Annotated in this window: 19 protein-coding genes; 8 read left to right on the forward strand and 11 right to left on the reverse strand. The window is 62.5% G+C overall.

Annotation, left to right across the window (positions count from 1 at the left end; genetic code table 11):
• Window positions 1-103: 103 nt before the first annotated feature.
• Window positions 104-676: an S-(hydroxymethyl)glutathione synthase gene (gfa, locus tag ACFOGH_RS13590; RefSeq protein ID WP_380073610.1), complete on the reverse strand. Its 573-nt coding sequence runs from the start codon at window positions 674-676 to the stop codon at window positions 104-106.
• Between the two features lie 91 nt (window positions 677-767).
• Entirely contained in the window at window positions 768-2,003 is a 1,236-nt protein-coding gene (locus ACFOGH_RS13595; protein WP_380073611.1) for a cation:proton antiporter domain-containing protein, read from the reverse strand.
• Between the two features lie 176 nt (window positions 2,004-2,179).
• Here ACFOGH_RS13595 and ACFOGH_RS13600 point away from each other — a divergent pair, with 176 nt between their 5' ends.
• Window positions 2,180-3,391 carry a winged helix-turn-helix domain-containing protein gene (locus ACFOGH_RS13600; protein WP_380073612.1) on the forward strand — a complete coding sequence of 404 codons (1,212 nt, stop codon included), beginning with the start codon at window positions 2,180-2,182 and terminating at the stop codon, window positions 3,389-3,391.
• Between the two features lie 390 nt (window positions 3,392-3,781).
• On the opposite strand, the gene ACFOGH_RS13605 is transcribed toward ACFOGH_RS13600, so the two are convergent.
• The gene (locus ACFOGH_RS13605; protein ID WP_380073613.1) at window positions 3,782-5,407 is read right to left on the reverse strand and encodes a DUF4139 domain-containing protein; all 1,626 of its coding nucleotides are present in this window, start codon (window positions 5,405-5,407) and stop codon (window positions 3,782-3,784) included.
• A 143-nt stretch (window positions 5,408-5,550) separates the two neighbouring features.
• Here ACFOGH_RS13605 and ACFOGH_RS13610 point away from each other — a divergent pair, with 143 nt between their 5' ends.
• From ACFOGH_RS13610 to ACFOGH_RS13620, 3 genes are all read left to right on the forward strand, one after another.
• Entirely contained in the window at window positions 5,551-6,885 is a 1,335-nt protein-coding gene (locus ACFOGH_RS13610; protein ID WP_380073614.1) for an aspartate aminotransferase family protein, read from the forward strand.
• 79 nt (window positions 6,886-6,964) lie between these two features.
• On the forward strand, window positions 6,965-7,423 hold the full coding sequence (locus ACFOGH_RS13615; protein ID WP_380073615.1) for a tetratricopeptide repeat protein: 459 nt from the start codon (window positions 6,965-6,967) through the stop codon (window positions 7,421-7,423).
• A gap of 242 nt (window positions 7,424-7,665) precedes the next feature.
• Window positions 7,666-8,901, forward strand: a complete 1,236-nt coding sequence (locus ACFOGH_RS13620) for an ATP-grasp domain-containing protein (RefSeq protein WP_380073616.1) — start codon at window positions 7,666-7,668, stop codon at window positions 8,899-8,901.
• Here ACFOGH_RS13620 and ACFOGH_RS13625 read toward each other — a convergent pair.
• Window positions 8,882-9,454 (reverse strand): helix-turn-helix domain-containing protein, encoded by a 573-nt coding sequence (locus ACFOGH_RS13625; RefSeq protein ID WP_380073617.1) that lies wholly within the window; start codon window positions 9,452-9,454, stop codon window positions 8,882-8,884. The genes ACFOGH_RS13620 and ACFOGH_RS13625 overlap by 20 nt on opposite strands.
• 118 nt (window positions 9,455-9,572) lie before the next feature.
• Between ACFOGH_RS13625 and ACFOGH_RS13630 the strand changes: the two genes are divergently transcribed.
• The gene (locus tag ACFOGH_RS13630) at window positions 9,573-11,519 is read left to right on the forward strand and encodes an oxidoreductase (protein WP_380073618.1); all 1,947 of its coding nucleotides are present in this window, start codon (window positions 9,573-9,575) and stop codon (window positions 11,517-11,519) included.
• Between the two features lie 196 nt (window positions 11,520-11,715).
• Here ACFOGH_RS13630 and ACFOGH_RS13635 read toward each other — a convergent pair whose 3' ends face one another.
• The 3 genes from ACFOGH_RS13635 to ACFOGH_RS13645 form a co-directional block, all read right to left on the reverse strand.
• The gene (locus ACFOGH_RS13635; RefSeq protein WP_380073619.1) at window positions 11,716-12,738 is read right to left on the reverse strand and encodes an aspartate-semialdehyde dehydrogenase; all 1,023 of its coding nucleotides are present in this window, start codon (window positions 12,736-12,738) and stop codon (window positions 11,716-11,718) included.
• A gap of 88 nt (window positions 12,739-12,826) precedes the next feature.
• A complete protein-coding gene (locus ACFOGH_RS13640; RefSeq protein WP_380073620.1) occupies window positions 12,827-14,017 on the reverse strand; it encodes an MFS transporter in 1,191 nt (396 codons plus the stop codon).
• A 15-nt stretch (window positions 14,018-14,032) separates the two neighbouring features.
• Window positions 14,033-15,280, reverse strand: coding sequence for an MFS transporter (locus ACFOGH_RS13645; RefSeq protein WP_380073621.1), 1,248 nt, complete (start codon window positions 15,278-15,280; stop codon window positions 14,033-14,035).
• Between the two features lie 145 nt (window positions 15,281-15,425).
• Between ACFOGH_RS13645 and ACFOGH_RS13650 the strand changes: the two genes are divergently transcribed.
• Window positions 15,426-17,030, forward strand: a complete 1,605-nt coding sequence (locus ACFOGH_RS13650) for an alpha-glucosidase (protein ID WP_380073623.1) — start codon at window positions 15,426-15,428, stop codon at window positions 17,028-17,030.
• Window positions 17,031-17,126: 96 nt separating this feature from the next.
• Here ACFOGH_RS13650 and ACFOGH_RS13655 read toward each other — a convergent pair whose 3' ends face one another.
• The 3 genes from ACFOGH_RS13655 to ACFOGH_RS13665 are packed head-to-tail and all read right to left on the reverse strand — an operon-like array spanning window position 17,127 to window position 19,482.
• Window positions 17,127-17,981, reverse strand: a complete 855-nt coding sequence (locus ACFOGH_RS13655; protein WP_380073624.1) for an SMP-30/gluconolactonase/LRE family protein — start codon at window positions 17,979-17,981, stop codon at window positions 17,127-17,129.
• Window positions 17,978-18,583, reverse strand: a complete 606-nt coding sequence (locus ACFOGH_RS13660; RefSeq protein ID WP_380073625.1) for a 2-dehydro-3-deoxy-6-phosphogalactonate aldolase — start codon at window positions 18,581-18,583, stop codon at window positions 17,978-17,980. The genes ACFOGH_RS13655 and ACFOGH_RS13660 overlap by 4 nt, the downstream gene beginning before the upstream one ends.
• A complete protein-coding gene (locus tag ACFOGH_RS13665; protein ID WP_380073626.1) occupies window positions 18,580-19,482 on the reverse strand; it encodes a 2-dehydro-3-deoxygalactonokinase in 903 nt (300 codons plus the stop codon). Before ACFOGH_RS13665 ends, ACFOGH_RS13660 begins: the two co-directional genes overlap by 4 nt.
• 84 nt (window positions 19,483-19,566) lie before the next feature.
• Here ACFOGH_RS13665 and ACFOGH_RS13670 point away from each other — a divergent pair, with 84 nt between their 5' ends.
• Complete coding sequence (locus ACFOGH_RS13670) at window positions 19,567-20,343, forward strand: IclR family transcriptional regulator (RefSeq protein ID WP_380073627.1); 777 nt, start codon at window positions 19,567-19,569, stop codon at window positions 20,341-20,343.
• 179 nt (window positions 20,344-20,522) lie between these two features.
• Here ACFOGH_RS13670 and trhO read toward each other — a convergent pair whose 3' ends face one another.
• On the reverse strand, window positions 20,523-21,425 hold the full coding sequence (gene trhO / locus ACFOGH_RS13675) for an oxygen-dependent tRNA uridine(34) hydroxylase TrhO (protein WP_380073628.1): 903 nt from the start codon (window positions 21,423-21,425) through the stop codon (window positions 20,523-20,525).
• A 125-nt stretch (window positions 21,426-21,550) separates the two neighbouring features.
• On the opposite strand from trhO, the gene pncA reads away from it, so the two are divergent.
• Window positions 21,551-22,159 carry a bifunctional nicotinamidase/pyrazinamidase gene (pncA, locus tag ACFOGH_RS13680; protein ID WP_380073629.1) on the forward strand — a complete coding sequence of 203 codons (609 nt, stop codon included), beginning with the start codon at window positions 21,551-21,553 and terminating at the stop codon, window positions 22,157-22,159.
• Window positions 22,160-22,193 lie beyond the last annotated feature (34 nt).

The raw sequence follows: 22,193 nt of genomic DNA on the forward strand, positions 1-22,193 counted from the left end.
CCCACACCCCTTGCTCAACGGCGTTCCGCCTTATGAGCAACTCGCCAAGAAACGCTCCACTGGAGCGTTTCTCATTGGCTCGGGGCAAGACCAAGCCTTGCGCTTACTTCAACACCCCATTCGCCTTGGCGGTAAACGTGGCGATGTAGTCCATCAGCCCCGGCGACAGCGTGTCATAGGGCGGCAGGCCCAATTCGTTCAGCCGCGCGCGGATGCCATCCATCTTTGACGGATCGGTGCCACCTTCGATCACCGACGACACGAACGCCGCAAAGGTCGGCGCCGCAAAGCCCTCGGTCCCCGACAGTTCGGTATGGATGAACGACAACCCGGTGAACGGATGGTTCGCCCGCGTCACCGGCCCGTGCATATGCACCCCGCACTCCTTGCAGGCATGGCGCTGGATAAGAGCATTGCCATCCACCACTGCCAGCTTGTCGGCGTTCTTGGTGACTTTCACATTATCCGAAGTCACCACCGACACCATCGAAAACGCCGCCCCTGCCGGTTTCGAGCATTTGGTGCAACCGCAGACGTGGTTGTGCAGACAATCCGAACCGATCTGCACCTCAACCGGATTGCTCTTGCAGTGACACGTCAAAGTGCCACCCGCAAAGCCCGTCTTGCCGGGCTTCACGCCGCCATCCACCGACGGATGAATCGAAACAGATGCCATGAACTCTCTCCCTGAAACGGCCCTCCTCCAGGGCCTTCAAGGCCAAAGCCTAGACCTCGGCACAGAGTCGAACAAGCCGGGGGCGCGTCGCCTAAACCGTCTCGGGTGTCGGTTTCGCGGCATAGCGATCCGACAGGTGGAACATCAGCGGATTGATCAGAATAGACACCAGCGCCGCCGCCACCACCAGATCACGCGCGCCCACCGGCACGATCTGCAGCTTGACCCCCATGCCGACAAGGATGAACGAAAACTCGCCCACCTGCGCGAGGCTTGCCGCCAGCACCAACCCGGCAGAACGGTCATGCCCGAACCAACGCATCAGCCCATAAGCCGCGACGGATTTGATCCCCAGCACGATCCCCACCGTGCCAAACAGCGCCAAGGGCTGCGTCCAGATCACCGACGGGTTGAACAGCATCCCGACCGAGACAAAGAACAGCACCGCAAAGGCATCGCGCAATGGCAGAGTGTCCTTCATCGCCTGATTGGACAGCGTCGACGACGCCATCACCATCCCGGCAAAGAACGCCCCCAGCGCAAAGCTGACACCAAAGAACACCGCCGATCCGTAAGCCACGCCCAAGGCAATCGCCAGCACCGCCAGCCGGAACAACTCGCGCTGACCCGTGTGCATCGAGTAATGCAGCACCATCGGGATCAGCCGCGCGCCCACCACCAGCATCAGGCCGATAAAGCCCGCCACCTTTAGCCCCGTCAAAAGCAGGGTCGCGCCCAAGGGGCCAAAGCCCCAACTGGCCACCTCTGCCGCCTCGCCCTCAACCGGAACCTCGACGCCGCCCATCAGCCCGGCCAACGGCGGGATCAAGACCAGCACCACCACCATCGCCAGATCTTCAACGATCAGCCAGCCCACCGCCAGCCGGCCCGTCTCATCCTGCATGATGCCACGCGATTGCAGCGCCCGAAGCAGCACCACCGTCGAGGCGACCGACAGCGACAGCCCAAAGATCACCCCCGCGCCAAGACCCCAACCCAAGGCCAAAGACAACCCCAGCCCCGCCAGCGTCGCCACCGCGATCTGCCCCAACGCCCCCGGAATCGCCGCCGCCCTGACCGCCATAAGATCCTTCAGCGAGAAATGCAGCCCCACCCCGAACATCAGCAGGATGACCCCGATTTCGGCCAACTCATTCGCCAGTTCCTGATCGGCCACAAAGCCCGGCGTAAACGGCCCGATGATCACACCCGCCATCAGATAACCCGCAATCAACGGCAACCTGAACCGATGCGCCACAAGGCCAAGCACAAAGGCCATCGACAGGCCGATGGCAATAATCGCGATCAGTGGCGTGTCATGCGTCATCCAGAACTCCTTGGGATAAGACCCAGCTTGAGGCCTGCACGCCACCCGATCAATCTTTTAAATCGACCGTTTTAGTCACAATTTCCGGGCCAATATGTCAGTTTGTAACGACGCGCCGCGAAGCCTTGGGAATAAGTCACTGTTGACCTATCCCGCAGCCCTGTTACCCCTGCGACATGCTGCCGCTTTTGACAAACCCCGCCGCCCGTCGCCTGTTCCTGCACCGTCACGCCTTGGCCGAGGCGCCGACAGGTGCCGCACATGGTCAGGCGCTTGCCGATCTGATCCACCGCATCGGTTTCGTGCAGGTCGACAGCATCAACACCGTCGCCCGCGCGCATCACATGATCCTGTTTTCGCGCCGCCAATCCTATAAACCCGCAGCCCTGAAAGCCCTGCTGGAACGCGACCGCGCGCTGTTTGAACACTGGACGCATGACGCCTCTATCCTGCCGGTGCATTTGCACGCGCATTGGCAGCACCGATTTGCCCGCAGCGCCGAACGGATGAGCAAGAACCGACACCGCTGGTTTCCCAATGGCGATGAGTCGCAGTTGGATACCATCCTGCGCCATATCGCCGATCATGGCCCCGTCACCACCTCGGATGTCGGGCAGGATGAGACGCGCAGCAAGGGCGGCTGGTGGGAATGGCACCCGTCAAAAACCGCGCTGGAATGGCTGTGGCGCACCGGCGAACTGTCGATTTCTGGCCGCGATGGCTTTCAGAAAATCTATGACCTGACCGAGCGTGTCATCCCCCACCAGCACCGCAGCACGGTCTATGATCTGGCGCAGATGACCGATTGGGCCTGCGCCTCGGCGCTCGACAATCTGGGCTTTGCCAATGCCACCGAACTGCGCGCCTATTGGCACGCGCTGGAGCCCGATGAAGTCCGCGCTTGGGTGAAAGCAGCGCTTGCCCGCGGTGAGATCATCGAGATCGAGGTCGAAGGCGCGCAAGGCAACCGCCGCCGCGCCTATGCTCGCCCCGATGTGCTGGCACAGGCGGCCGCAGCGCCCGAGCCGACCGGCCGCCTGCGCATCCTGTCGCCGTTCGACCCTGCCCTGCGCGACCGCGCACGCGCTGAGTTTCTGTTCGGGTTTTACTACCGCATCGAAGTCTTCGTGCCCGAACCCAAGCGCCAATACGGCTATTACGTGTTTCCGGTGCTGGAAGGCGACCGCCTGATCGGCCGCATCGACTGCAAATCCTTCCGCGATGACCGCACCCTGCGCGTCAAAGCCTTCTGGCCGGAAGCAGGCGTAAAGCTGGGCACAGGCCGCGTGGCGAAACTCGAATCCGAACTGGCCCGTTGGGCCGCCTTCACCGATTGCGACCGGGTGGAGTTTCAGGATGGCTGGAGCAGAGAGACGTTGCGCCTCTGACCAACACAGGGCCGCGCCCGACCTCGGGATGGCGCGCCAAGGCTGGTTCTAAGCACTTTATGGTTCAAGCAATCCTACCGGATTTCTGCTGGCAACCGTTGCAAACGCGCCCTCCCGGGGGGAGGCCCCCTATCAGCGATTGCAAGCAATCGCTTACCGGGCAATGGGGCGCTGCCCGGCGGCGCATGCGCGCCTTGATTCCGGGCGGGGTCTTTGCCTGAAACGGCACCAAACCGCGCCACCTCTTCCCAGCCGCCCCGGACTTGATCCGGGGCCTCATGGCGAATGAAGAGAGGCCCCGGATCAAGTCCGGGGCGGCGTGGAGTATGTGGCAAGCTTTGCCTGCTTCACGGCGTGCAAAGACCATTCCCGCCGCAACACCACCCCCCCTTACTGCAACTCTTTCCCCTCGGGCCAGCGCATCACGCTGTCCAACTGCACCGCTTTCTTCTCACCGGCTGGCAGTTCAAATTCCCAAGCCAACACGCCGCGCTGGCCGTCCACATCGACCACACTCGGGGCGGGATCGGCGGTATAGCTGATCTCCAACTCCTCTTGTTCCGAATAGGGCACCACATCCAGCAACCGCACCGGCCAAGCCTCATCCGTCAGGTTCTCGATCTGCAACACCGCCTTCTCCTCGACCTGCGTCGAGCTGGACAGAATCCCGCGATCCCCCTCGGCCCGCAGCGGCATGTCGCGCTTCAGCCGCAAGCCTTCAATGGCACCGAACGCAATCTCCTCCTCGGCCCCCGGTGCCACCGAGTCGATCGAAGTCGCCCCCACCAACACGCCCTCGCGCAGCAGGAACGCCTGACCGGGCAGCAAGATCTCGCCGCTGTCATTGGTGAACTTCGCCATCACAAACGCCGTCTGATCCGCGCGCGGCACCGCCTGCGCCACGATTGTCGGCACCACCGTGATCTCATCCAATGCCAGCCGCAGGTTTTCCACCCCACCCGCCACATCCACCTTGGCGGGGTAGTGATAGACCACCACATCGCCCTGTATCATCGGCGCTGCCATCACCACCTCGGGCTCCATCACCGGCTCGACCATCGCGTCCATTTCACCTTCCGCCAACGCGGCACCCTTTGCCAACGGCTGCGACACAGGTGCTGGGTCCACCACGCGCCGCAACTGCGGCCAAACCGTTGAAGGCTCCGCCTGCGCCGAGGGCTGCGCGGTGGATAGCGTCAGGTCCACCCCCTGCCAATCCTCGCCGGAATACTGGCTGACCAAAGCCCCACGCGCGATGGTCAGCTTGGGGTCTTTGCGGGTCAGCATCATGTCATAGACCGGCTGCCAACTGGCGCTTTCGATGAAATGCGTCACCACCAGATGCGCAGGCCCCGCCGCATCCGCCGTCACCGCCACCGACAGCCCGGTGTAATCCACAGCCCCCTGCGAAACCGCATCCCGCGTCTGCTGGGCATCGGCCAAAACCTTCTGCGCATCCTCCACGGCTTTCTGTGCCGCGGGCAGATCGGCACTGGCGGCCAACGCCGCCTCGCGCGCGGCCAGCACTTCCGTGCCCACCATCACCGCCAGCGCCTTCACGCCATCCACCGTCACCGCGTCACCCTCAGGCTTCACCCGCCGCAGGAAATCGGCCTGCGCCTCTGCCGCTTCCACCTTGGCGGTGATCGCATCGACCCCGGCTTGGGCTTTGCGCACGCCTGCCTCTGCAGCCTCGACCGCCGCCTTGGCCGCCAGCACCGCCGGGTCTTTTGAATCATCGCGCGGCGGCAGCCGATCGGTGCGCAGCGAAAACGCCCCCAGCACCACACCCGTTGCATTCAGCCGGATCAGTTCGGCCTGCGTATCTTCCGGCAGATCGGTGATCAGCACCTCACTCGCACCCGCAGGTGCGTCAAAATCCACCTCGCGCGTCACCTGCGCACCTTGGGGATAGACCGTCACCGCCGTGATATGGCTGCCGACCACAATCTGATCGGCCAACACCGGACCCGCTGCCATGCCCAAAGCCCAAACCAGCCCAACAAAATATCGCATGAAACCCTCCAACACCTGCGCTAAGCCTAGGGCCGCAGCCCCCGCTCAGGCAAGCCCCCTCGCCCCCCCGTTCGCCCCTTGCTGGCCATTCCGCGCCCTGCCATTCTGCCCCAAATCGAACGGCCCACCTGGAAAGCCCAACCATGTCGCGCAAAGATGCCCTCACCGCCACCGCCGCCCTGCCGAAAGTCACCCATGCGCGCGGCAGCTATCTGTGGGACGCGACGGGCAAGCAGTATATCGACGGATCGGGTGGCCCCGCCGTCTATTGCCTCGGCCACGCCCACCCCGAGGTCAACGCCGCCATCGCCGCCCAACTGGGCCAGATCGCCCACGGCTACCGCTATAACTTCAGCACCGACGCGCTGGAACACCTCACCGAGATCATCCGCACGCACACCGGCGGCACCCTGCGCGAGATGGTGTTTGTCACCGGCGGGTCCGAGGCTGTCGAAAGCTGCCTGAAGATTGCCCTGCAATACCAAACCGCCATCGGCCAGAAATCCCGCCGCCGTTTCATCAGCCGCGAACGATCCTGGCACGGCAACACTTTGGGCGCATTGGGGGTTTCGGGCTTTGCCGAACGCACCGCCGCCTATGAAGGCGCCTTCATCCCTTCGATCAAACTTTCCCCGGCCAACGCCTACCGCCCCATCGCCGGGGCCACGCCTGACACCGCAGGCGAAGCCTGCGCGGCAGAGCTCGAAGCCGCCATCCTCGCCCACGGCCCCGAGACCATCGCCGCCTTCATCTTTGAACCCGTCGTCGGTGCCGCAGGCGGCTGCGTGCCCGCCCCCGAAACCTACGCCCGCCGCGTGCGCGAGATTTGCACCAAATACGGCGTCTTGATGATCGCCGACGAAGTGATGTGTGGCGCTGGCCGCACCGGCCCTTGGCGCGCGCTGGATCGCGACGGGGTAGAGCCTGACATCATGTCCATCGCCAAGGGCCTTGCCGGTGGCTACATGCCGCTGGGGGCCGCGATCTGCACCACCGCCGTCTGGGATGCCATCCGCGCGCGTGACGGCGCTTTCGGCACCGGCCACACCTTCACCGGCCACACCGCCGCCTGCGCCGCCGGGGTCGCGGTGCAAGAGATCATCGCGCGCGAAGGCCTGCTCGCCCGCGTCACCGCCAATGAAGCCCGCCTGAAAACCTGGCTGGCCGAGGCGATGCACGACCTTGATGCCATCGGCGACATTCGCGGCCGCGGCCATTTCATCTGCGCCGAACTGGTGGCCGACCGTGCCAGCAAACAACCCTTCGCCGCCCAGCGCCAACTGGCACTGAAAATCCGCGCGGCGGCGATGGCCAACGGCCTGATCTGCTACCCGGTCAGCGGCAATGTCGATGGCAGCAACGGCGATATCGTCATCCTTGCCCCGCCCTATAACTGCACCGATGATGAGTTGACAGAGATCGTTGATAAAACCGCAAAATCCATCCGTCAGGTGCTGATTTCCGAAGCTCTGGCTTAATTTCGCCATCTCACGCAGGCTTGATGCGGCAAAATCATCGAATCGGTTAGCGTTTACGCGACCAGAGGGAGAAGCCAAAATGCCCCATATCTTTGCTTACGTCCTGATCGGCCTGTTCGGGCTGTTGTCGATGGCGCTGGATCCGGCCATGGCCGCAGGCAGTTCCGATGACAGCAGCGAGACCGAATCCGCCTCGACCTATGCCGACGCCAAGGCCAAGATTGACGCTGAAGATTACGCCGCTGCCCTGCCCTTGCTGGATAAGATCACCAGCGAAGAACCGCAAAACGCCGATGCCTGGAACCTGCGCGGGTTTGCCAATCGCAAACTGGGCAATATGGATGTGGCGGCAACCTCTTACACGGCGGCGCTCAAGATCAATCCCGGCCATCTCGGCGCACTGGAATATCAGGGCGAGATGTATCTGGAACTTGGCCAGACCGATGCCGCCATCGCCAATCTGAAAAAGCTGCAAGGCCTGTGTGGTGATTGTGAAGAAGCCACCGATCTGGCTGAATCCATCGGCATAAAGGGTTAACTGGCGTTAACCCTTCTAAGGCGAAACCTGGGAATTTCGGCAGGTAAACACAACATATTGTGGAAATGCCCGAAGTATCCGACCAAGACCACAAGTCATTCCCAGATGGGAAAGCGTGCAGGCCCACCGGCCCGCATGTTCTTTGCTAAAATCCGATACAGTCCAAATCCCCGAAACGCTTTCTTCAGACATCGACCTTACTGCTGATGCCACGCCAGAACGGCGCGTATGAAGGAGTGTTGATGCAGCTTTCTACCCAGCTTTCCCCCGCGGCCCCCGCCTCTTGGCCCGTGGCCGCGCAGCCCTGCCTTGGCTATGGCGCTATCGTCCGGCAGGCCTATGCAGGTGCCGATCTTTCCAGCCTCAGCCGTGATCTGGTGGCCCGCGTGCAGGGTCCGGTAGTGGATTTGGGCGCTTTGCTGGATCTCGCCACCCTGATGATGCTGCAAGGCGGCGATCTGGCAGCCGAGGGCGCGCTGATGCAGCGCCATGCGATTGCAATGCAGAAAAGCTATGTGATCAGCCACGGCTCTGGTCTGGGTCTGCGGATACTGGCCTTTTTGACGGCGGGCGATTTCATGGCCAACACGCCGTTGGATTTCCTACTGCACGGCTCGGATGCGGTGCTGATCCTGCATTTCGTCGATTGCGAAACCGATAGCCTGTCGAACCTACCCGCGCATGATGTGGCCTTCATGGCCATCGGCGAATCTCCGACTACGGCGGCGGTGCTGGCCCATATGCACACGCTGCTGCACGGCTTCCCCACCCCCATCTGCAACAACGCCCCCCACATCATCTCCACCCTGTCGCGCGAAGCCGTGGCACGCCACTTGGCCGATGCCCCCGGCCTCTGCATCCCCACCACCCGATCGCTGCCCCGCGCCGATCTGGTGGCCGCGTTGATGACGGCTCCGGTTGCCGCCCCTTACATCCTGCGCCCCATCGGCACCCACGCGGGGATCGGCATGGCGCTGATCGCCAGCAGCGCCGATCTGGCTGCATGGCTGCGCAACCACGCCGCCACCCAAGCCTATGCCGCGCCCTTCATCGACTATCGCGGCAGCAACGGCCTTTACGCCAAACAGCGCATCGTGCTGATCAAGGGCAAGCCCTACCCCAGCCATATGGCGCTCTCACCGCATTGGATGGTGCATTATCTGAACGCCGATATGTCAAACCACCCCACCCGCCGCGCCGCTGAAGCCGCATGGATGGCCGATTTCCACCACGACTTTGCCCACCGCCACGCCACAGCCTTCGCCAGCCTTTATGACCTGATCGGCCTTGACTACTTCGGCATCGACTGCGCCGAGCTGCCCGATGGCCGCCTTTTGGTGTTCGAGGTCGATGTGGCCATGATCGTGCACGACATGGACCCGCCGCAGGTGTTTCCCTACAAACACCCCGCCATGCGCCATCTCTTCGCAGGATTTCTATCGATGCTGGCAGAGTGCGCTAAAAACTCGGCGGGCTGATCGCCCACAGCACAATAGCCTCGCCCGGCCCCGGATTGCGATAACGATGCGGCTCGGATGAGGCATAGCTGCACGTGTCCCCGGCATTCAGCAGAAAATGCCGCTCACCGATCCAGATTTCCAACTGCCCCTGCAGCACAAAGCCCACCTCATCGCCCTCATGGCTGTAAGATTGCGCGCTTTCGGTGCCCGCAGGCATCCGGGTGTAGATCATCTCGACCTGCAAGCTTAGCTTTGGCGTCAGCAATTCATCGACGATCCCGCCCGCATACCGCAGGCTAAGGCGGTTATCGCGGCGGATAACATAGCCGCGCTCATCCTCTGGCACCGGCGCATCACCCGCGAAGAACCACTGCACCGTCACGCCCAAGCCCTTGGCAATATTCACCAATGCCGGAATGGAAGGTGAGGCCAAATTGCGCTCCAACTGGCTGATATAACCAATCGACAGCCCGGCCGCATCAGCCAGTTGCGCCAAAGTCAGCCCCCGGCGCTTGCGCAACCCGCGCATCCGTTCGCCCAGAAAACCCGTCGGATCATGTGTTTCATTCATGCAACAACCATGCCGCGCTTTCACAACGCGCACAATCAATTTTGCCCTTAGTAAAATTATCTTTAATTTTTTTACTGACCTGATACCACTCGGCGAGCATACCCAAAGGCCGCATCCGATGTTTCCACACCTGTTCACCCCGCTGACCCTGCGCCGCACGCAAGTCAAAAACCGCATCCTGTCCACCGGGCATGACACAACCATGCCCACCGATGGCACGGTCAATCCGGCGCTGATCGCTTATCATCAGGCGCGGGCAAAGGGCGGGGTCGGGTTGATCATCACGCAGGTGGCGGGGGTGCATGAGACGGCGCGCTACACCTCGCATCTGCTGATGGCGACCAGTGATGCTTGTATTCCGGGCTATACGGAATTGGCCAAGGCGGTTCATGCCGAGGGGGCAGTGATCCTGTCGCAACTGTTCCATCCGGGGCGTGAAATCATGGAAAGCGCGGATGGGTTGCTGGCGGTGGCTTATGCGCCATCGGCAGTGCCGAATGAGCGGTTTCATGTGATGCCGCGCGCTTTATCGGTTGCGATGATCGAGGATATCATCGCGGGCTATGCCTCGGCTGCGCGGCGGTTGCATATGGCGGGGTTTGATGGCGTGGAGATTGTCGCTTCGCACGGGTATTTGCCTGCGCAATTCTTGAATCCGCGTGTGAACCTTCGGGACGATGATTTTGGCGGCAGCGATGCCAAGCGCCAGCATTTTCTTGCCCGTGTTCTTGCTGCGGTCCGTCAGGCGACGGATGACGATTTCATCATTGGGCTGCGGATTTCGGCGGGTGAGCGGGATGAAGAAGGGTTGACCATCCCCGAGGCTTTGGCGGCTTGCAAAGCGCTGGAATCCGGGTTGGATTTTGTGAATGTCACCACCGGCACGTCGGCCAGCATTGGCGGTGCTGTGCATATCGCCGCTCCGATGGCCTATGCGGCGGGGTATTTTGCCGCTGATGCCGGGGCCTTCCGCAAGGCCCTGCGCATCCCGGTTTTCATCGCGGGCAGGATCAACCAGCCGCAAGAGGCGGAGGCGATCATTGCGGCGGGTCATGCCGATATGTGCGGCATGACGCGGGCGCTGATTTGTGACCCGAAAATGCCCGCCAAGGCCGAAGCGGGGGCGGTGGAGGATATTCGCGCCTGCATCGCCTGCAATCAGGCCTGCATCGGGCATTTCCATCGCGGTTTGCCGATTTCCTGTATTCAGCATCCCGAGACCGGGCGGGAACTGACCTATGGCAATCTGCCCCCTGCCCTCAAACGCAAGAAGGTCATGGTGGTGGGCGGTGGTCCGGCTGGCATGAAAGCGGCGATCACGGCGGCGAAGCGTGGGCATGAGGTGACGGTGTATGAGGCCGCAAGCCAGTTGGGCGGGCAGGCGTTGCTGGCGCAACTGCTGCCGAAGCGGGCGGAGTTTGGCGGCATTGTCACCAACCTCGCGCGTGAGATGGAGCGGGCGCAGGTGCAGGTGCGGCGGGGGGTGACGGTGACGGCTGCGCTGGTGCAGACCGAGGCGCCTGATGCGGTGATCATCGCCACGGGTGCCCGCCCCCACATCCCAGAACTTCCCACCGACGGGCAGATCCAGATTGTGACCGCCTGGCAGGTGCTGCGGCGTGAGGTGAAGCTGGGCGCGCGGGTGGTGGTGGCGGATTGGCGCTGCGACTGGATCGGCCCCGGCATTGCCGAAATGGCGGCGCGGGATGGGGCGACGGTGACGCTGGCGGTCAACGGTTTGCATCCGGGCGAGGCTTTGCCGCTGTATGTGCGCGACACCATGGCCGCCGATCTGCACCGTTTGCAGATCGAGGTGCGGCCCTATGCGCGGCTGTTTGGCACCGCCGAGGACACGGTTTACCTGCAACACACCCCCAGCGGCGAGGCGATGGAAATCGCGGGCGTCGATACACTGGTGCTGAGCCTTGGGCATGTGCCGGTGGATGGACTGGCCGCCGAGTTGCAGGCATTGGGCATCAGCTTCACGCAGATCGGCGATTGCCTTGCCCCCCGCACCGCAGAGGAAGCGGTTTATGACGGGCTGAAGGCTGGGGTGGCGGCCTGAGAACGGCTTACCGCCGTTTGGCCTGCAGCGCTGAAAGCCTTCCACGCTGGGAATGACTTGTGGTTTTAGGGCTTTTCTGGTGATTTTTCCACAACATGTTGTGGTCTTGGTAGCCCTTGCTGCGAGTTGAACCCGGCGCGGCATAAAAAAAGCCCCGCCAACCGGCAGGGCTTTTCAAATTCGTCGCAGGCCCGGATCAGCCCTTTTTCAGGTGACGGCTGCCCAGCAGTTCTGCAATCTGAACGGCGTTCAGCGCGGCACCCTTGCGCAGGTTATCCGAGACGCACCACAGGTTGATGCCGTTATCAATCGTGCTGTCCTGCCGGATACGGCTGATATAGGTGGCGTAATCGCCGACACATTCGATCGGGGTGATGTAGCCACCGTTTTCGCGCTTGTCGATCACCATGACGCCGGGGGATTCGCGCAGGATGTCGCGGGCCTCGTGTTCATCAAGGAAGTCTTCAAACTCGATATTGATCGATTCCGAATGGCCGACGAACACCGGCACGCGCACGCAGGTGGCGGTGACTTTGATGTTCTTGTCGAGGATTTTCTTGGTTTCCGCGACCATCTTCCATTCTTCTTTGGTCGAGCCATCGTCGAGGAACACGTCGATATGCGGGATCACGTTGAAGGCGATCTGCTTGGTGAATTTCTTCGGGGCGACTTCCTGACCGGGAACGTAGAGGCCCTTGGTCTGATCCCAAAGCTCGTCAATGCCTTCCTTGCCAGCGCCCGAAACCGACTGATAGGTGCTGACAACCACGCGCTTGATGCGGGCGCGGTCGTGCAGGGGTTTCAGCGCCACAACCATTTGTGCTGTCGAGCAGTTCGGGTTGGCGATGATCATCTTGTTGGTGTAGCCCGCAATCGCATCGGCGTTCACTTCCGGCACGATCAGCGGCACGGCGGCGTCGTAGCGGTAGAGCGACGAGTTGTCGATCACCACGCAGCCCGCTGCGGCGGCTTTCGGGGCGTAGATTTTGGTGGCATCCGAGCCCACGGCGAACAAGGCGATGTCCCAGCCGGTGAAGTCGAAAGTTTCGAGATCCTTAGTCTTAACGGTCTTGTCGCCAAAGCTGATTTCAGTGCCCAGCGATTTACGCGATGCCAGTGCGGCAATCTCGTCAACCGGGAACTCGCGCTCGGCGAGGATGTTCAGCATTTCGCGGCCCACGTTACCCGTGGCACCCGCGACGACGACTTTATAGCCCATCGGGGTCTCCTAAGTTCAGTCTTTGACCGTCAAAGACGTGGCCTGTTAGCGCATGGGGCGGCGCGGGGAAAGCGTAAAACGAAGGGCGTCAGTCGGTGCGGTCTTTGGATAGCAGATATACCAGCAATCCGGCGGTGGTCAGCGCGGCATAGAAGGCAAACAGGGCGGCGTAGGGGGTGCTGGGCGGGGCGCTGTTCAAGAGGGTATCGCTGGGGGTAAGGGCGTGGTGCAAGCGCCCTGTCAGGATTTGCATGATGCCTGCGGCGCCGATGCCGAACAGGTTGATCAGCGTGACGCCGCGCCCGACCAGATGCGGCGGCAGGAAGGCGCGGCCATGTGCCATCACCATCGGGAAGGAGGCACCGAAAAAGCCGACGCCCGCCAGCAGGGCGATGGGCAAAGGGCCGGGGGTGTCGGCGTGGGTGTAGAGGCCGATCAGGCAGGCGACGGCCAAAGCATTGCCGCCAAACACCAGCCATTTGCGGCTGCCGAAGATGCGGTCGAGCGGGCCGTAGGCGAAGTTGCCCGCGACCATCGCCAGCCCCATGATCAGCGTGGCCTGGCCGATGCGGGCGGCGTCGGCTTGGAACACGTCGGTCATATAGGGGCCGATCCACAGGCCACGCAGGCCAGCGGCGGGGGCGTAGCAGGCGGCCATCATCAAGAGGATCGGCCAGAGGGCGGGCATTTTCAGAAGGTCCAGCAGTGAGCCTTTGGTGGTGTGGATCACCCGTGCGGGGTCGCGGACCAGCAGCCAGACGGCGGCGGCGGTGATCAGCGTCACCGCACACAGCGCCCAAAGTGCACCCCGCCAGCCGATCACCTCGACCGCCAGTGACAGCGGCAGTGAGGCCGCGAGATTGCCAAGCGAGCCGACCCCGATCATCACCCCCGCCAGCGTGCCGAATACTGCGGGCGCAAGGCTTCGGGCGAAGATGTAATAGGCCGCCATCAGCACGGGCGCGCAGCCCATGCCGATCAGCACCATGGCGACGTTGATCGCCATCGGCCCTGTCGCCAGCGCGAACACCGCAGCCCCCGCGCCGCCCACTGCCAGCAGAACCGATGCGGTGATGCGGGGGCCGATCCGGTCCAGCGCCGCGCCGACCGGAATCTGCATCAGCGCAAAGGCCAGAAACCACAGCCCCGAGGCCGAGGCGAGGTTTTCGGCGGTGGCGCCGATCTCGGCCTTTAGCACGGGCGACAGCACCGCCAGAAAGGCACGGTAGAACTGGCTGAGCACATAGGCCACCATCAGGGCCGCGATACCGACGCGCATGGGTTTCCTATCGGTTCAGGCGGGTTGTGCTAGCAGGGGTTTCTCGCGGATGGGCAGATGCACCAGCGCCGAAAAGGCCCCGACGCCCACGCCGATCCACCAGACGGTGTCATAGCCGCCGGTCATGTCATACAGTTTGCCCCCCAACCAGACACCGAGGAAGCTGCCGAGTTGGTGCGAGAAGAACACCACCCCATACAGTGTGCCCATATAGCGCAGGCCATAGATGTGGGCGACAAGGCCAGAGGTTAGCGGCACGGTTGCCAGCCACAGGCTGCCCATCACAAGCGAGAAGATCAGCACAGAGGCGGGCGTGATCGGCAGCAGGATGAACAGGGCCGAGGCCACGGTGCGCGCCACATAGATGCCCGACAGCAGGTATTTCTTGGTGTAGCGTTTGCCCAGCCAGCCCGACATGATGCTGCCGACGATATTGGCAAGGCCGATCACGGAAATCGCGATTGCCCCCAGAATCGAGGTGGTGCTGATGCCAAGATCCGCCAGCAGGCCGGTTGGATCAATCGCGCCGCATTTCTCGGTGATGAAGGCCGGGAAGTGGGCGGTGATAAAGCCCAACTGATAGCCGCAAGAAAAGAACCCCACGAAGATCATGGTAAAGGACGGGTCTTTGAAGGCGCGTTTCAGCACGGTGCCGAGGGATTCATCGAGTTCCGCCTTGGTCGCCATGCTGGGCGAGCGCAGGAACGGCAGCGCGAACAGGGCGCAAAGGATCACCACGGCGAAGATGATGAACACGGTTTGCCAGTGATAATATTGCAGCATGATTTGCGCGGCGGGTGCGCCAAACACTTGCCCCGCAGACCCGGCGGCGGTGGCGATGCCCAAGGCGAGCGAGCGGTTTTCAGGCTTGGCGGCACGGCCGACGATGGCCAGGATCACGCCAAAGCCGGTGCCTGCGATGCCGAAACCGACAAGGATTTCCAGCAGTTGCATCTGGCCGGGCGTGACGGCAAAGCTGGAAAGCACCAGCCCCAGCGCGTAAAGGATGGCCCCGGCAATGATGGCGCGGCGGTCGCCAAACCGTTCGGCAATAGCGCCAAAGATCGGCTGACCCACGCCCCACGCAAGATTCTGGATGGCGATGGCCATGGAAAACTCGGCGCGTGGCCAGTTGAACTCGGCGGCAATCGGAATCTGAAACACGCCGAAACTAGCGCGGATGGCGAAGCCCAGCATCAGGATCACGCAACCTGAGATCAGGACGGGGGTGAAGATGCTGGATTTGGGGGAGGTCTGGATCATGGGGCGGCTCCTGCTTGGCAGCACGGTTAGCCGACAGCGTGGCGGCGTCAACGGCAGAATTGTGCGGACACAACGGCGGCGCGGATTGTGCAGGGCGTTCAAAGCGGTTTAGGTTTAAGGAAAATCAGATATTCGGAGGCGGAGCATGACGGAATGGTGGCGCGGGTCGGTGACATATCAGGTCTACCCGCGGTCGTTTCAGGACGATAACGGCGACGGGATTGGCGATCTGAAGGGCATCACCCGGCGACTGGACCATATCGCCGATCTGGGCTGCGATGCGGTTTGGCTGTCGCCGTTCTTCACCTCGCCGATGCTGGATATGGGCTATGACGTGGCCGATTACACCGATGTTGACCCGGTGTTCGGCACGCTGGCGGATTTCGATGCGCTGGTGGCGCGGGCGCATGATCTGGGCCTGAAGGTGATCATTGATCAGGTGTTGAACCATTCGTCCGACAAGCATCCGTTCTTTGCGCAAAGCCGCAAAAGCAGCGATAATGACAAATCGGATTGGTATATCTGGGTGGACCCGCGCCCGGATGGCACGCCGCCCTGCAACTGGCTATCGGTGTTCGGCGGCCCGGCCTTCACTTGGGATGCGCGGCGCAAACAGTATTACATGCACTCGTTCCTGCCGCAGCAGCCGGACTTCAATTACCGCAATCCGGCGGTGGTCGAATATATGGAATCCGTGCTGCGGTTCTGGCTGGATCGCGGGGTGGATGGCTTCCGCTTTGATACGGTGAATTACTTCTACAAGGATGCCTTGTTCCGCAATGATGCCGCCGATTTCCGGGTGAAGACCAAGCCAGACGGCAACCCCTATGAGATGCAATATCATTTGTTTTCAAAGGGTCAGCCCGAGAATCTGGGCTGGATGGAGCGTATCCGGCGGGTGATGGATGAATACACCGACCGCGCCACGGTGGGCGAGATGGGCGAGGCGCATCATGCCATTCGGATGATGGGCGAATACACCGCGCCCGGTCGCTTGCATCAGTGCTATTCGTTCGAGATGATGGGCTACGATTATTCGGCCGCGTTCTTCCGGGGCAAGATCGAGGAATTCTTCACCGGCGCGCCGAATGGTTGGCCAATGTGGGCGTTTTCCAATCATGACGTGGTGCGGCAGGCCTCGCGCTGGGCCAAGCATGGGGTTTCTCAGGATGCTTTGGCACGGCAGGCGGGGGCGTTGTTGCTGTCGTTTCAGGGCTCGATCTGCCTGTGGGAGGGCGAAGAGATTGGCCAGACCGATACCGTCTTGGGGTTTGAGGAATTGACCGATCCGCAGGGCATCAACTTTTGGCCGGAGCCGGTTGGGCGGGATAATACGCGGACGCCGATGGTGTGGGACGCCTCGCCGACTGGCGGGTTTACCACGGGCAAGCCGTGGTTGCCGGTAAAAGCGCCGCAACTGGCGCGGAATGTGGCGTCTCAGGTGGGCGTGGCGGGATCGGTGCTGGAAACCTACCGCGCCATGCTGGCCTATCGACGCGGGTCCGATGCGCTGAAGGCGGGGGCGACGGTGTTTTTCCATGTGCCCGAGCCGATCTTGGCATTCACGCGGGGTGATGCACTGTTGTGTGTGTTCAACCTGTCGCCTGCCGAGGTTTCTGTTGCAGTGGAAGGGGTTACGGCGCTGGAAGGGCCATCGCAGAATGTCAGCCTTGACGGCACGCGGCTGACTTTGGGGCCGAATGGGTTTGCGTTTCTGCCGGTGGATGGGGCGGTTTCGGTGCGGGCCTGAGTTCATCCTCCGCGCCGCCCCGGACTTGATCCGGGGCCTCCTGTGTGGTGAACGGAGGCCCCGGATCAAGTCCGGGGCGGCGTGGTTTGGGTGGCTTCAGTCCAATATGACCTGATGTTCACGTTGCCCTTTGGCGACGCCTTCGACCACGAAAGTCGCCCCCGAAAGCGGGGCGGCTTGCAGGGCTTCGGCGCCCAGATTCTTGCGTGCCGAGGTCACGATCATCGCACTTAGGCTGGGGCCTGCGAAGGATGGGCAGGTGGTTTGCGGTGCGTCGACAGCAATCGCGCGCAGGAATTTGCCATTGGGATCATAGGCGGCAACCCGGGACGCGCCCCATTGCGCCAGCCACATCACGCCTGCCGCATCAATCACCGCACCATCGGGGTAAAGGCCTTCGGTGGTCAGATCGAGGAAGACTTCCGGGGCAGCATTGGGCCAGCCTTCAGCGTCCAGCGCGACCTTCATCACCTTTTGCGTCACGGTATCGGTGAAATGCGCGAAAGCACCGCTGGGCGGGAAGCAGATCGCGTTCGGGATGGATATGTCGCTGTAAAGCTTGCGCAATTCGCCGCGATAATAGCGGTAGATCGCGCCTGCGCCCGGCGCCTCATCCTTGGCCATCGTGCCGATCCAGAACCCGCCTTGCGGATCGGCGCGGCCATCATTGGGGCGGTTTTTCGGTTTGTCTTGCTCCAGCAGGCAGAGGGTTTCGACCTCCTCCGTCTCCAGATCGAACAGGAAAAGATCGCGCTCTCCGGCGATCAGTAGAACGTCTTCGCTGACCCAGCCCGCCGCCGAAACGATCTCGGGAAAGCGCCATTCGCGGGGGCCGTCGCGGTCTTGCGACAGCAGTTTCTGGTTGTTGATATCAAACCAGAACATTTGTTCACGAATGGGATGCCAGAGTGGGCCTTCACCCAGTTCACACAGGCGGGAATCGAAAATCATGCGCTGGCCTCGTCGTAAGCGGTGACGATCGCACGGGCTTTTGCGGCGATTTCGGCGATCGACAATCCGGGGGTGTAAAGGGCTGTGCCGATGCCGAAACCGCTGGCGCCCGCCTTGATCCACTCGGCGAAATTGGACGCGCCCGCACCACCCACGGCATAAACCGAACAGCTTTTCGGCAGCACGGCGCGGATGGCTTTCAGGCCTTCGGTGCCAATCAGACTGGCCGGGAAAATCTTCAAGCCATCGGCCCCAGCGGCGAGGGCGGTGAAACATTCGGTGGGGGTCATCACCCCCGGCCAACTGGCCATGCCAGCGGCTTTGCTGGCGCGGATCACGTCGGGATTGCAGTTGGGCGAGACGATCAGCCGCCCGCCCGCCGCCGCCACATCAGCCACGTCCTGCACGGTCAGCACCGTGCCCGCACCGATTTCTGCCTGCGATGAGAAGGCCTTAGCCATCGCAGCGATGGATACCAGCGGATCGGGCGAGTTCAGCGGCACCTCGATCCGGGTGATGCCTGCGGCGATCAGTGCCTCGGCGACCGGGACGGCTTCGGAGGGGGTGATGCCACGCAGGATGGCGATCAGGGGGCGTGTCATGGCTTGGCTTTCTGCAAAACACCGCGTGCTGCGGCAAGGCCTGCAAGGGTGCAGGCGGTGGCGTCGAGGGTTTCGGATGCGGCCCCTTGCGCGGCGAGTGCGGCGGTATAGCGGGCGGAAAGTGCGGGCGCGCCGATCAGGGCGATGCGTTGGCCCAGCCAATAGGGTTTGGCGGCGGCGAGCTCCAATCCGATCAGCAGACCAGACAGCCGCGACCGTGCCGAGGCCGGAGATAGACCATTCAGCAGGCCTTCGGCGCGCAATGTGAACAAACGTGCGGAAACCTTTTCCGGCCGCTCTAGCGCATCTGCAAAACCTTGCTGGAAGGCAGCGTCATCGTCGCCTTCGCCGCCCATTCCGTGCCGCAGCACCGATTGTTGCGACAGCAGCGCGAACAATTCGCCGGTCATGAAGGTTTGGAAAGACACCACCTCGCCCGCCGAGACATGCGCCCATTTCGAATGCGTGCCGGGCAGGCAGAACACGCCGTCAAAGTTGGGCAGCAGTGCCAAGGCCCCGGCGATCTGGGTTTCTTCGCCGCGCATCACATCGGCGGGTTTATCCTGCCGCAGACCCGGCGCGATCATCACTTGCAGGCGCGGATCGGCGGTGGCGACGGCCATCAGATCACCGGGGGCAGCGGGGGCGCAAGGCACGGCGCGATAGGGCGCCTCGACCCAGCCCTGTCGCGCGCCGACCATGCCGCAGGCGATCACCGGGGTCACACCGCTGCCAAGCCACGGCGCGATCACCCGCAGCAGCGCCGCTTCAAACTGCGCCGGAGCCAGCTTGCCCATGCCATCATCCGAGCCTGCGCTGGCCAGCACACCCTGCGCGCCCATCGCCCAAGCCCGCAGGTTTGAGGTGCCCCAATCGACGGCGATCCATTCAGGCGTCATGTTGGTTCCATTATTTGAAACTAAGTCTTGCATATTGATAACTATGCGACCTACCCTAGGCGCTGTCAATTCCTGCGAGGGTCCATGCAGAACAATGCGCAAGATGGCACTGTCGGCAAGGCGCTGGATGTGCTGGAAACGGTGGCCGCACTTGCTCCGGTGCGGTTCAGCGATCTGCTGGCGCGCGGTGGCTATCCGAAGGCGACACTGTATCGCCTGCTGCAAACCCTGACGCATCAGGGGATGCTGGCCTATGACGAGGCGCGCGGCAGCTATAGTCTGGGCCTGCGGCTGGTGCGGTTGGCGCATGGGGCTTGGGCGCAAAGCTCACTGGCACCATTGGCGCGGCGAGCGCTGGATGATCTGGCTGCGGCGACCGGAGAGACGGTGCATCTGGCGCAGATGGATCAGGGGCAGGTGCTGTATGTCGACAAGCGCAACGCCGCCCGCCCGTTGGAGATGTTTTCGCAGGCCGGGAAAGTGGGGCCAGCCTATTGCACCGGGGTGGGCAAGGCGATGCTGGCGTTCATGCCGGAGGCGGCGCTGAATGACGCGCTGGCGCGGCAGAGTTTTCACCCGTTTACCGCGCGGACAATGGATAGCGCGGGGCTGATGCAGGAACTGGCGGCGATCCGGGCACGCGGCTATGCCTTTGACAATGAAGAACATGAGGCGGGGATCATCTGCGTGGCGGCGCCTATTCGGGTGCGGTCGGGCCGGATGATTGGCGCGGTGTCGATCACCTCGAGCACCGCGCGCAGCACGTTGCAGGGGCTAGAGGCACAGGCCGCGCAGGTGATGCAGGCAGCAAGCGAGATCGCGGCCGAGGCGGAAAGCTGGCGGTTTCCGGAGCATGGCTAACGGTTGATCAGTGATGCGCTAGGGGACCGCGCGTTGCGGGCGGAAACAGGAAACGCATTGCGTTTCCCCGCCTGCGTGGGCGGCTTCACTCTGTAGACCTTGAGGCCCGGCGGGTTCAGCGCACACTTTACCGCGTGACGAAGGCGATGGCCTTCGTCAGATTGTTCGCGATGAATGGTTCAGTCGCTGAAATGCCGTTCGCCGCGCGCTTCGGCCAGATCCATCTGGCGCTGACGCTCGCGGAAACGGGTGCGGTCGGCTTCGGTGTATTCGCCAACGCAATGGTGGCAGCAGGCGCCGCGTTCGTATTCCGGGCGCTGTTTATCTGCGGCGCTGATCGGGCGGCGGCAGGCGTGGCAACTGTCGTATTCGCCGGGGATCAAGCCATGGCCGACCGAAACACGGCCATCGAACACATAGCACTCGCCATCCCACATGGAGGATTCGGCAGGCACTTCTTCGAGGTATTTCAGGATGCCGCCCTTGAGGTGGAACACCTCATTCACGCCTTGGCCCAGCAGGTAATTCGTTGATTTCTCACAGCGAATGCCGCCAGTGCAGAACATCGCAATGCGCTTGCCGCGGTATTCGTCCTTATGCGCCTCCCACCAGGCGGGGAAATCGCGGAAGGTGCGGATGTCGGGATCGACCGCGCCCTGGAAGGTGCCGATGCCGACCTCATAATCATTGCGGGTGTCGATCAGCGCCACGTCGGGGGAAGCGATCAGCGCGTTCCAATCCTGCGGCGCGACATAAGAGCCGACGCGTGCGACCGGATCGACATCGGGCTGGCCCATGGTGACGATCTCGCGCTTCAGCTTCACCTTCATGCGACCAAACGGCATTTCGGCGGCGAAGCTTTCCTTATGCTCCAGCGCCGCACAGCCGGGCAGGCTGCGCAAATGCGCCAGCACAGCCGCGATCCCCTCGGCAGGCCCGGCGATTGTGCCGTTGATGCCTTCGTTGGCCAGCAACAGCGAACCTTTCACGCCGTGCTGCGCGCACAGATCGGCCAGCGGCCCGCGCAGGGCTGCAGGATCGGGGAAGCGGGTGAAGTGATAAAGCGCGGCAACGGTCTGCATAGCGGCGATTTAAGCGCTGCGCCGCCGCAGAGCAATATGTTTGACAGCCATATCTTTAGGGCGGCTTTCGGTTGACCGAGACGCTGGTGGCGCTTAACCCAAAGGCACAGCAACCGGAGACTGCGATGCGCCAAGCTCATGAAGCCCTGATCGTGATTGATTTGCAGAATGATTTCTGCCCCGGTGGTGCTTTGGCGGTGGCAGATGGCGATGCGATCATCCCGCAGATCAACGCTTTGATGGCCGAGTTCGGCTGCGTGGTGCTGACGCAAGACTGGCATCCCGCCGACCATTCGTCTTTTGCGGCCAACCATCCCGGGGCCGAAGCGTTTTCGCTGATCGAGATGCCCTATGGCCCGCAGGTTCTGTGGCCGGTGCATTGCGTGCAAGGCTCTGCCGGGGCCGAGTTTCATGCGGATTTGCAGACCGATCCGGCGCAACTGATTGTGCGCAAAGGCTTTCGTGCCGGGATCGACAGCTATTCCGCGTTTTTCGAGAATGATCACAAAACCCCCACCGGGTTGGAAGGCTATTTGCGCGCGCGGGGCATTACCACGCTGACTCTGGTGGGTTTGGCGACCGATTTCTGCGTGGCCTATTCAGCCTTGGATGCCGCCGAACTGGGGTTCTCTGTAAAGCTGCTGGAACGTGCCTGCCGCGCGATTGATCTGAACGGCAGTCTGGCCGAGGCCCGTGCGAAGTGCATTGCGGCGGGCGTGCAGTGGGTGGTGTGACGCTCACCTCGCGTTAACGCTTGCCCGGTAGGGT

This window comes from Cypionkella sinensis (assembly GCF_042646385.1).
GTDB classification, from domain to species: Bacteria; Pseudomonadota; Alphaproteobacteria; order Rhodobacterales; family Rhodobacteraceae; genus Cypionkella; species Cypionkella sinensis.

Bases quoted from the DNA above. Each gene is read 5' to 3' on its own strand.
- gfa (WP_380073610.1), bottom strand. From the start codon at position 676: ATGGCATCTGTTTCGATTCATCCGTCGGTGGATGGCGGCGTGAAGCCC.
- ACFOGH_RS13595 (WP_380073611.1), bottom strand. From the start codon at position 2,003: ATGACGCATGACACGCCACTGATCGCGATTATTGCCATCGGCCTGTCG.
- ACFOGH_RS13600 (WP_380073612.1), top strand. From the start codon at position 2,180: ATGCTGCCGCTTTTGACAAACCCCGCCGCCCGTCGCCTGTTCCTGCAC.
- ACFOGH_RS13605 (WP_380073613.1), bottom strand. From the start codon at position 5,407: ATGCGATATTTTGTTGGGCTGGTTTGGGCTTTGGGCATGGCAGCGGGT.
- ACFOGH_RS13610 (WP_380073614.1), top strand. From the start codon at position 5,551: ATGTCGCGCAAAGATGCCCTCACCGCCACCGCCGCCCTGCCGAAAGTC.
- ACFOGH_RS13615 (WP_380073615.1), top strand. From the start codon at position 6,965: ATGCCCCATATCTTTGCTTACGTCCTGATCGGCCTGTTCGGGCTGTTG.
- ACFOGH_RS13620 (WP_380073616.1), top strand. From the start codon at position 7,666: ATGCAGCTTTCTACCCAGCTTTCCCCCGCGGCCCCCGCCTCTTGGCCC.
- ACFOGH_RS13625 (WP_380073617.1), bottom strand. From the start codon at position 9,454: ATGAATGAAACACATGATCCGACGGGTTTTCTGGGCGAACGGATGCGC.
- ACFOGH_RS13630 (WP_380073618.1), top strand. From the start codon at position 9,573: ATGTTTCCACACCTGTTCACCCCGCTGACCCTGCGCCGCACGCAAGTC.
- ACFOGH_RS13635 (WP_380073619.1), bottom strand. From the start codon at position 12,738: ATGGGCTATAAAGTCGTCGTCGCGGGTGCCACGGGTAACGTGGGCCGC.
- ACFOGH_RS13640 (WP_380073620.1), bottom strand. From the start codon at position 14,017: ATGCGCGTCGGTATCGCGGCCCTGATGGTGGCCTATGTGCTCAGCCAG.
- ACFOGH_RS13645 (WP_380073621.1), bottom strand. From the start codon at position 15,280: ATGATCCAGACCTCCCCCAAATCCAGCATCTTCACCCCCGTCCTGATC.
- ACFOGH_RS13650 (WP_380073623.1), top strand. From the start codon at position 15,426: ATGACGGAATGGTGGCGCGGGTCGGTGACATATCAGGTCTACCCGCGG.
- ACFOGH_RS13655 (WP_380073624.1), bottom strand. From the start codon at position 17,981: ATGATTTTCGATTCCCGCCTGTGTGAACTGGGTGAAGGCCCACTCTGG.
- ACFOGH_RS13660 (WP_380073625.1), bottom strand. From the start codon at position 18,583: ATGACACGCCCCCTGATCGCCATCCTGCGTGGCATCACCCCCTCCGAA.
- ACFOGH_RS13665 (WP_380073626.1), bottom strand. From the start codon at position 19,482: ATGACGCCTGAATGGATCGCCGTCGATTGGGGCACCTCAAACCTGCGG.
- ACFOGH_RS13670 (WP_380073627.1), top strand. From the start codon at position 19,567: ATGCAGAACAATGCGCAAGATGGCACTGTCGGCAAGGCGCTGGATGTG.
- trhO (WP_380073628.1), bottom strand. From the start codon at position 21,425: ATGCAGACCGTTGCCGCGCTTTATCACTTCACCCGCTTCCCCGATCCT.
- pncA (WP_380073629.1), top strand. From the start codon at position 21,551: ATGCGCCAAGCTCATGAAGCCCTGATCGTGATTGATTTGCAGAATGAT.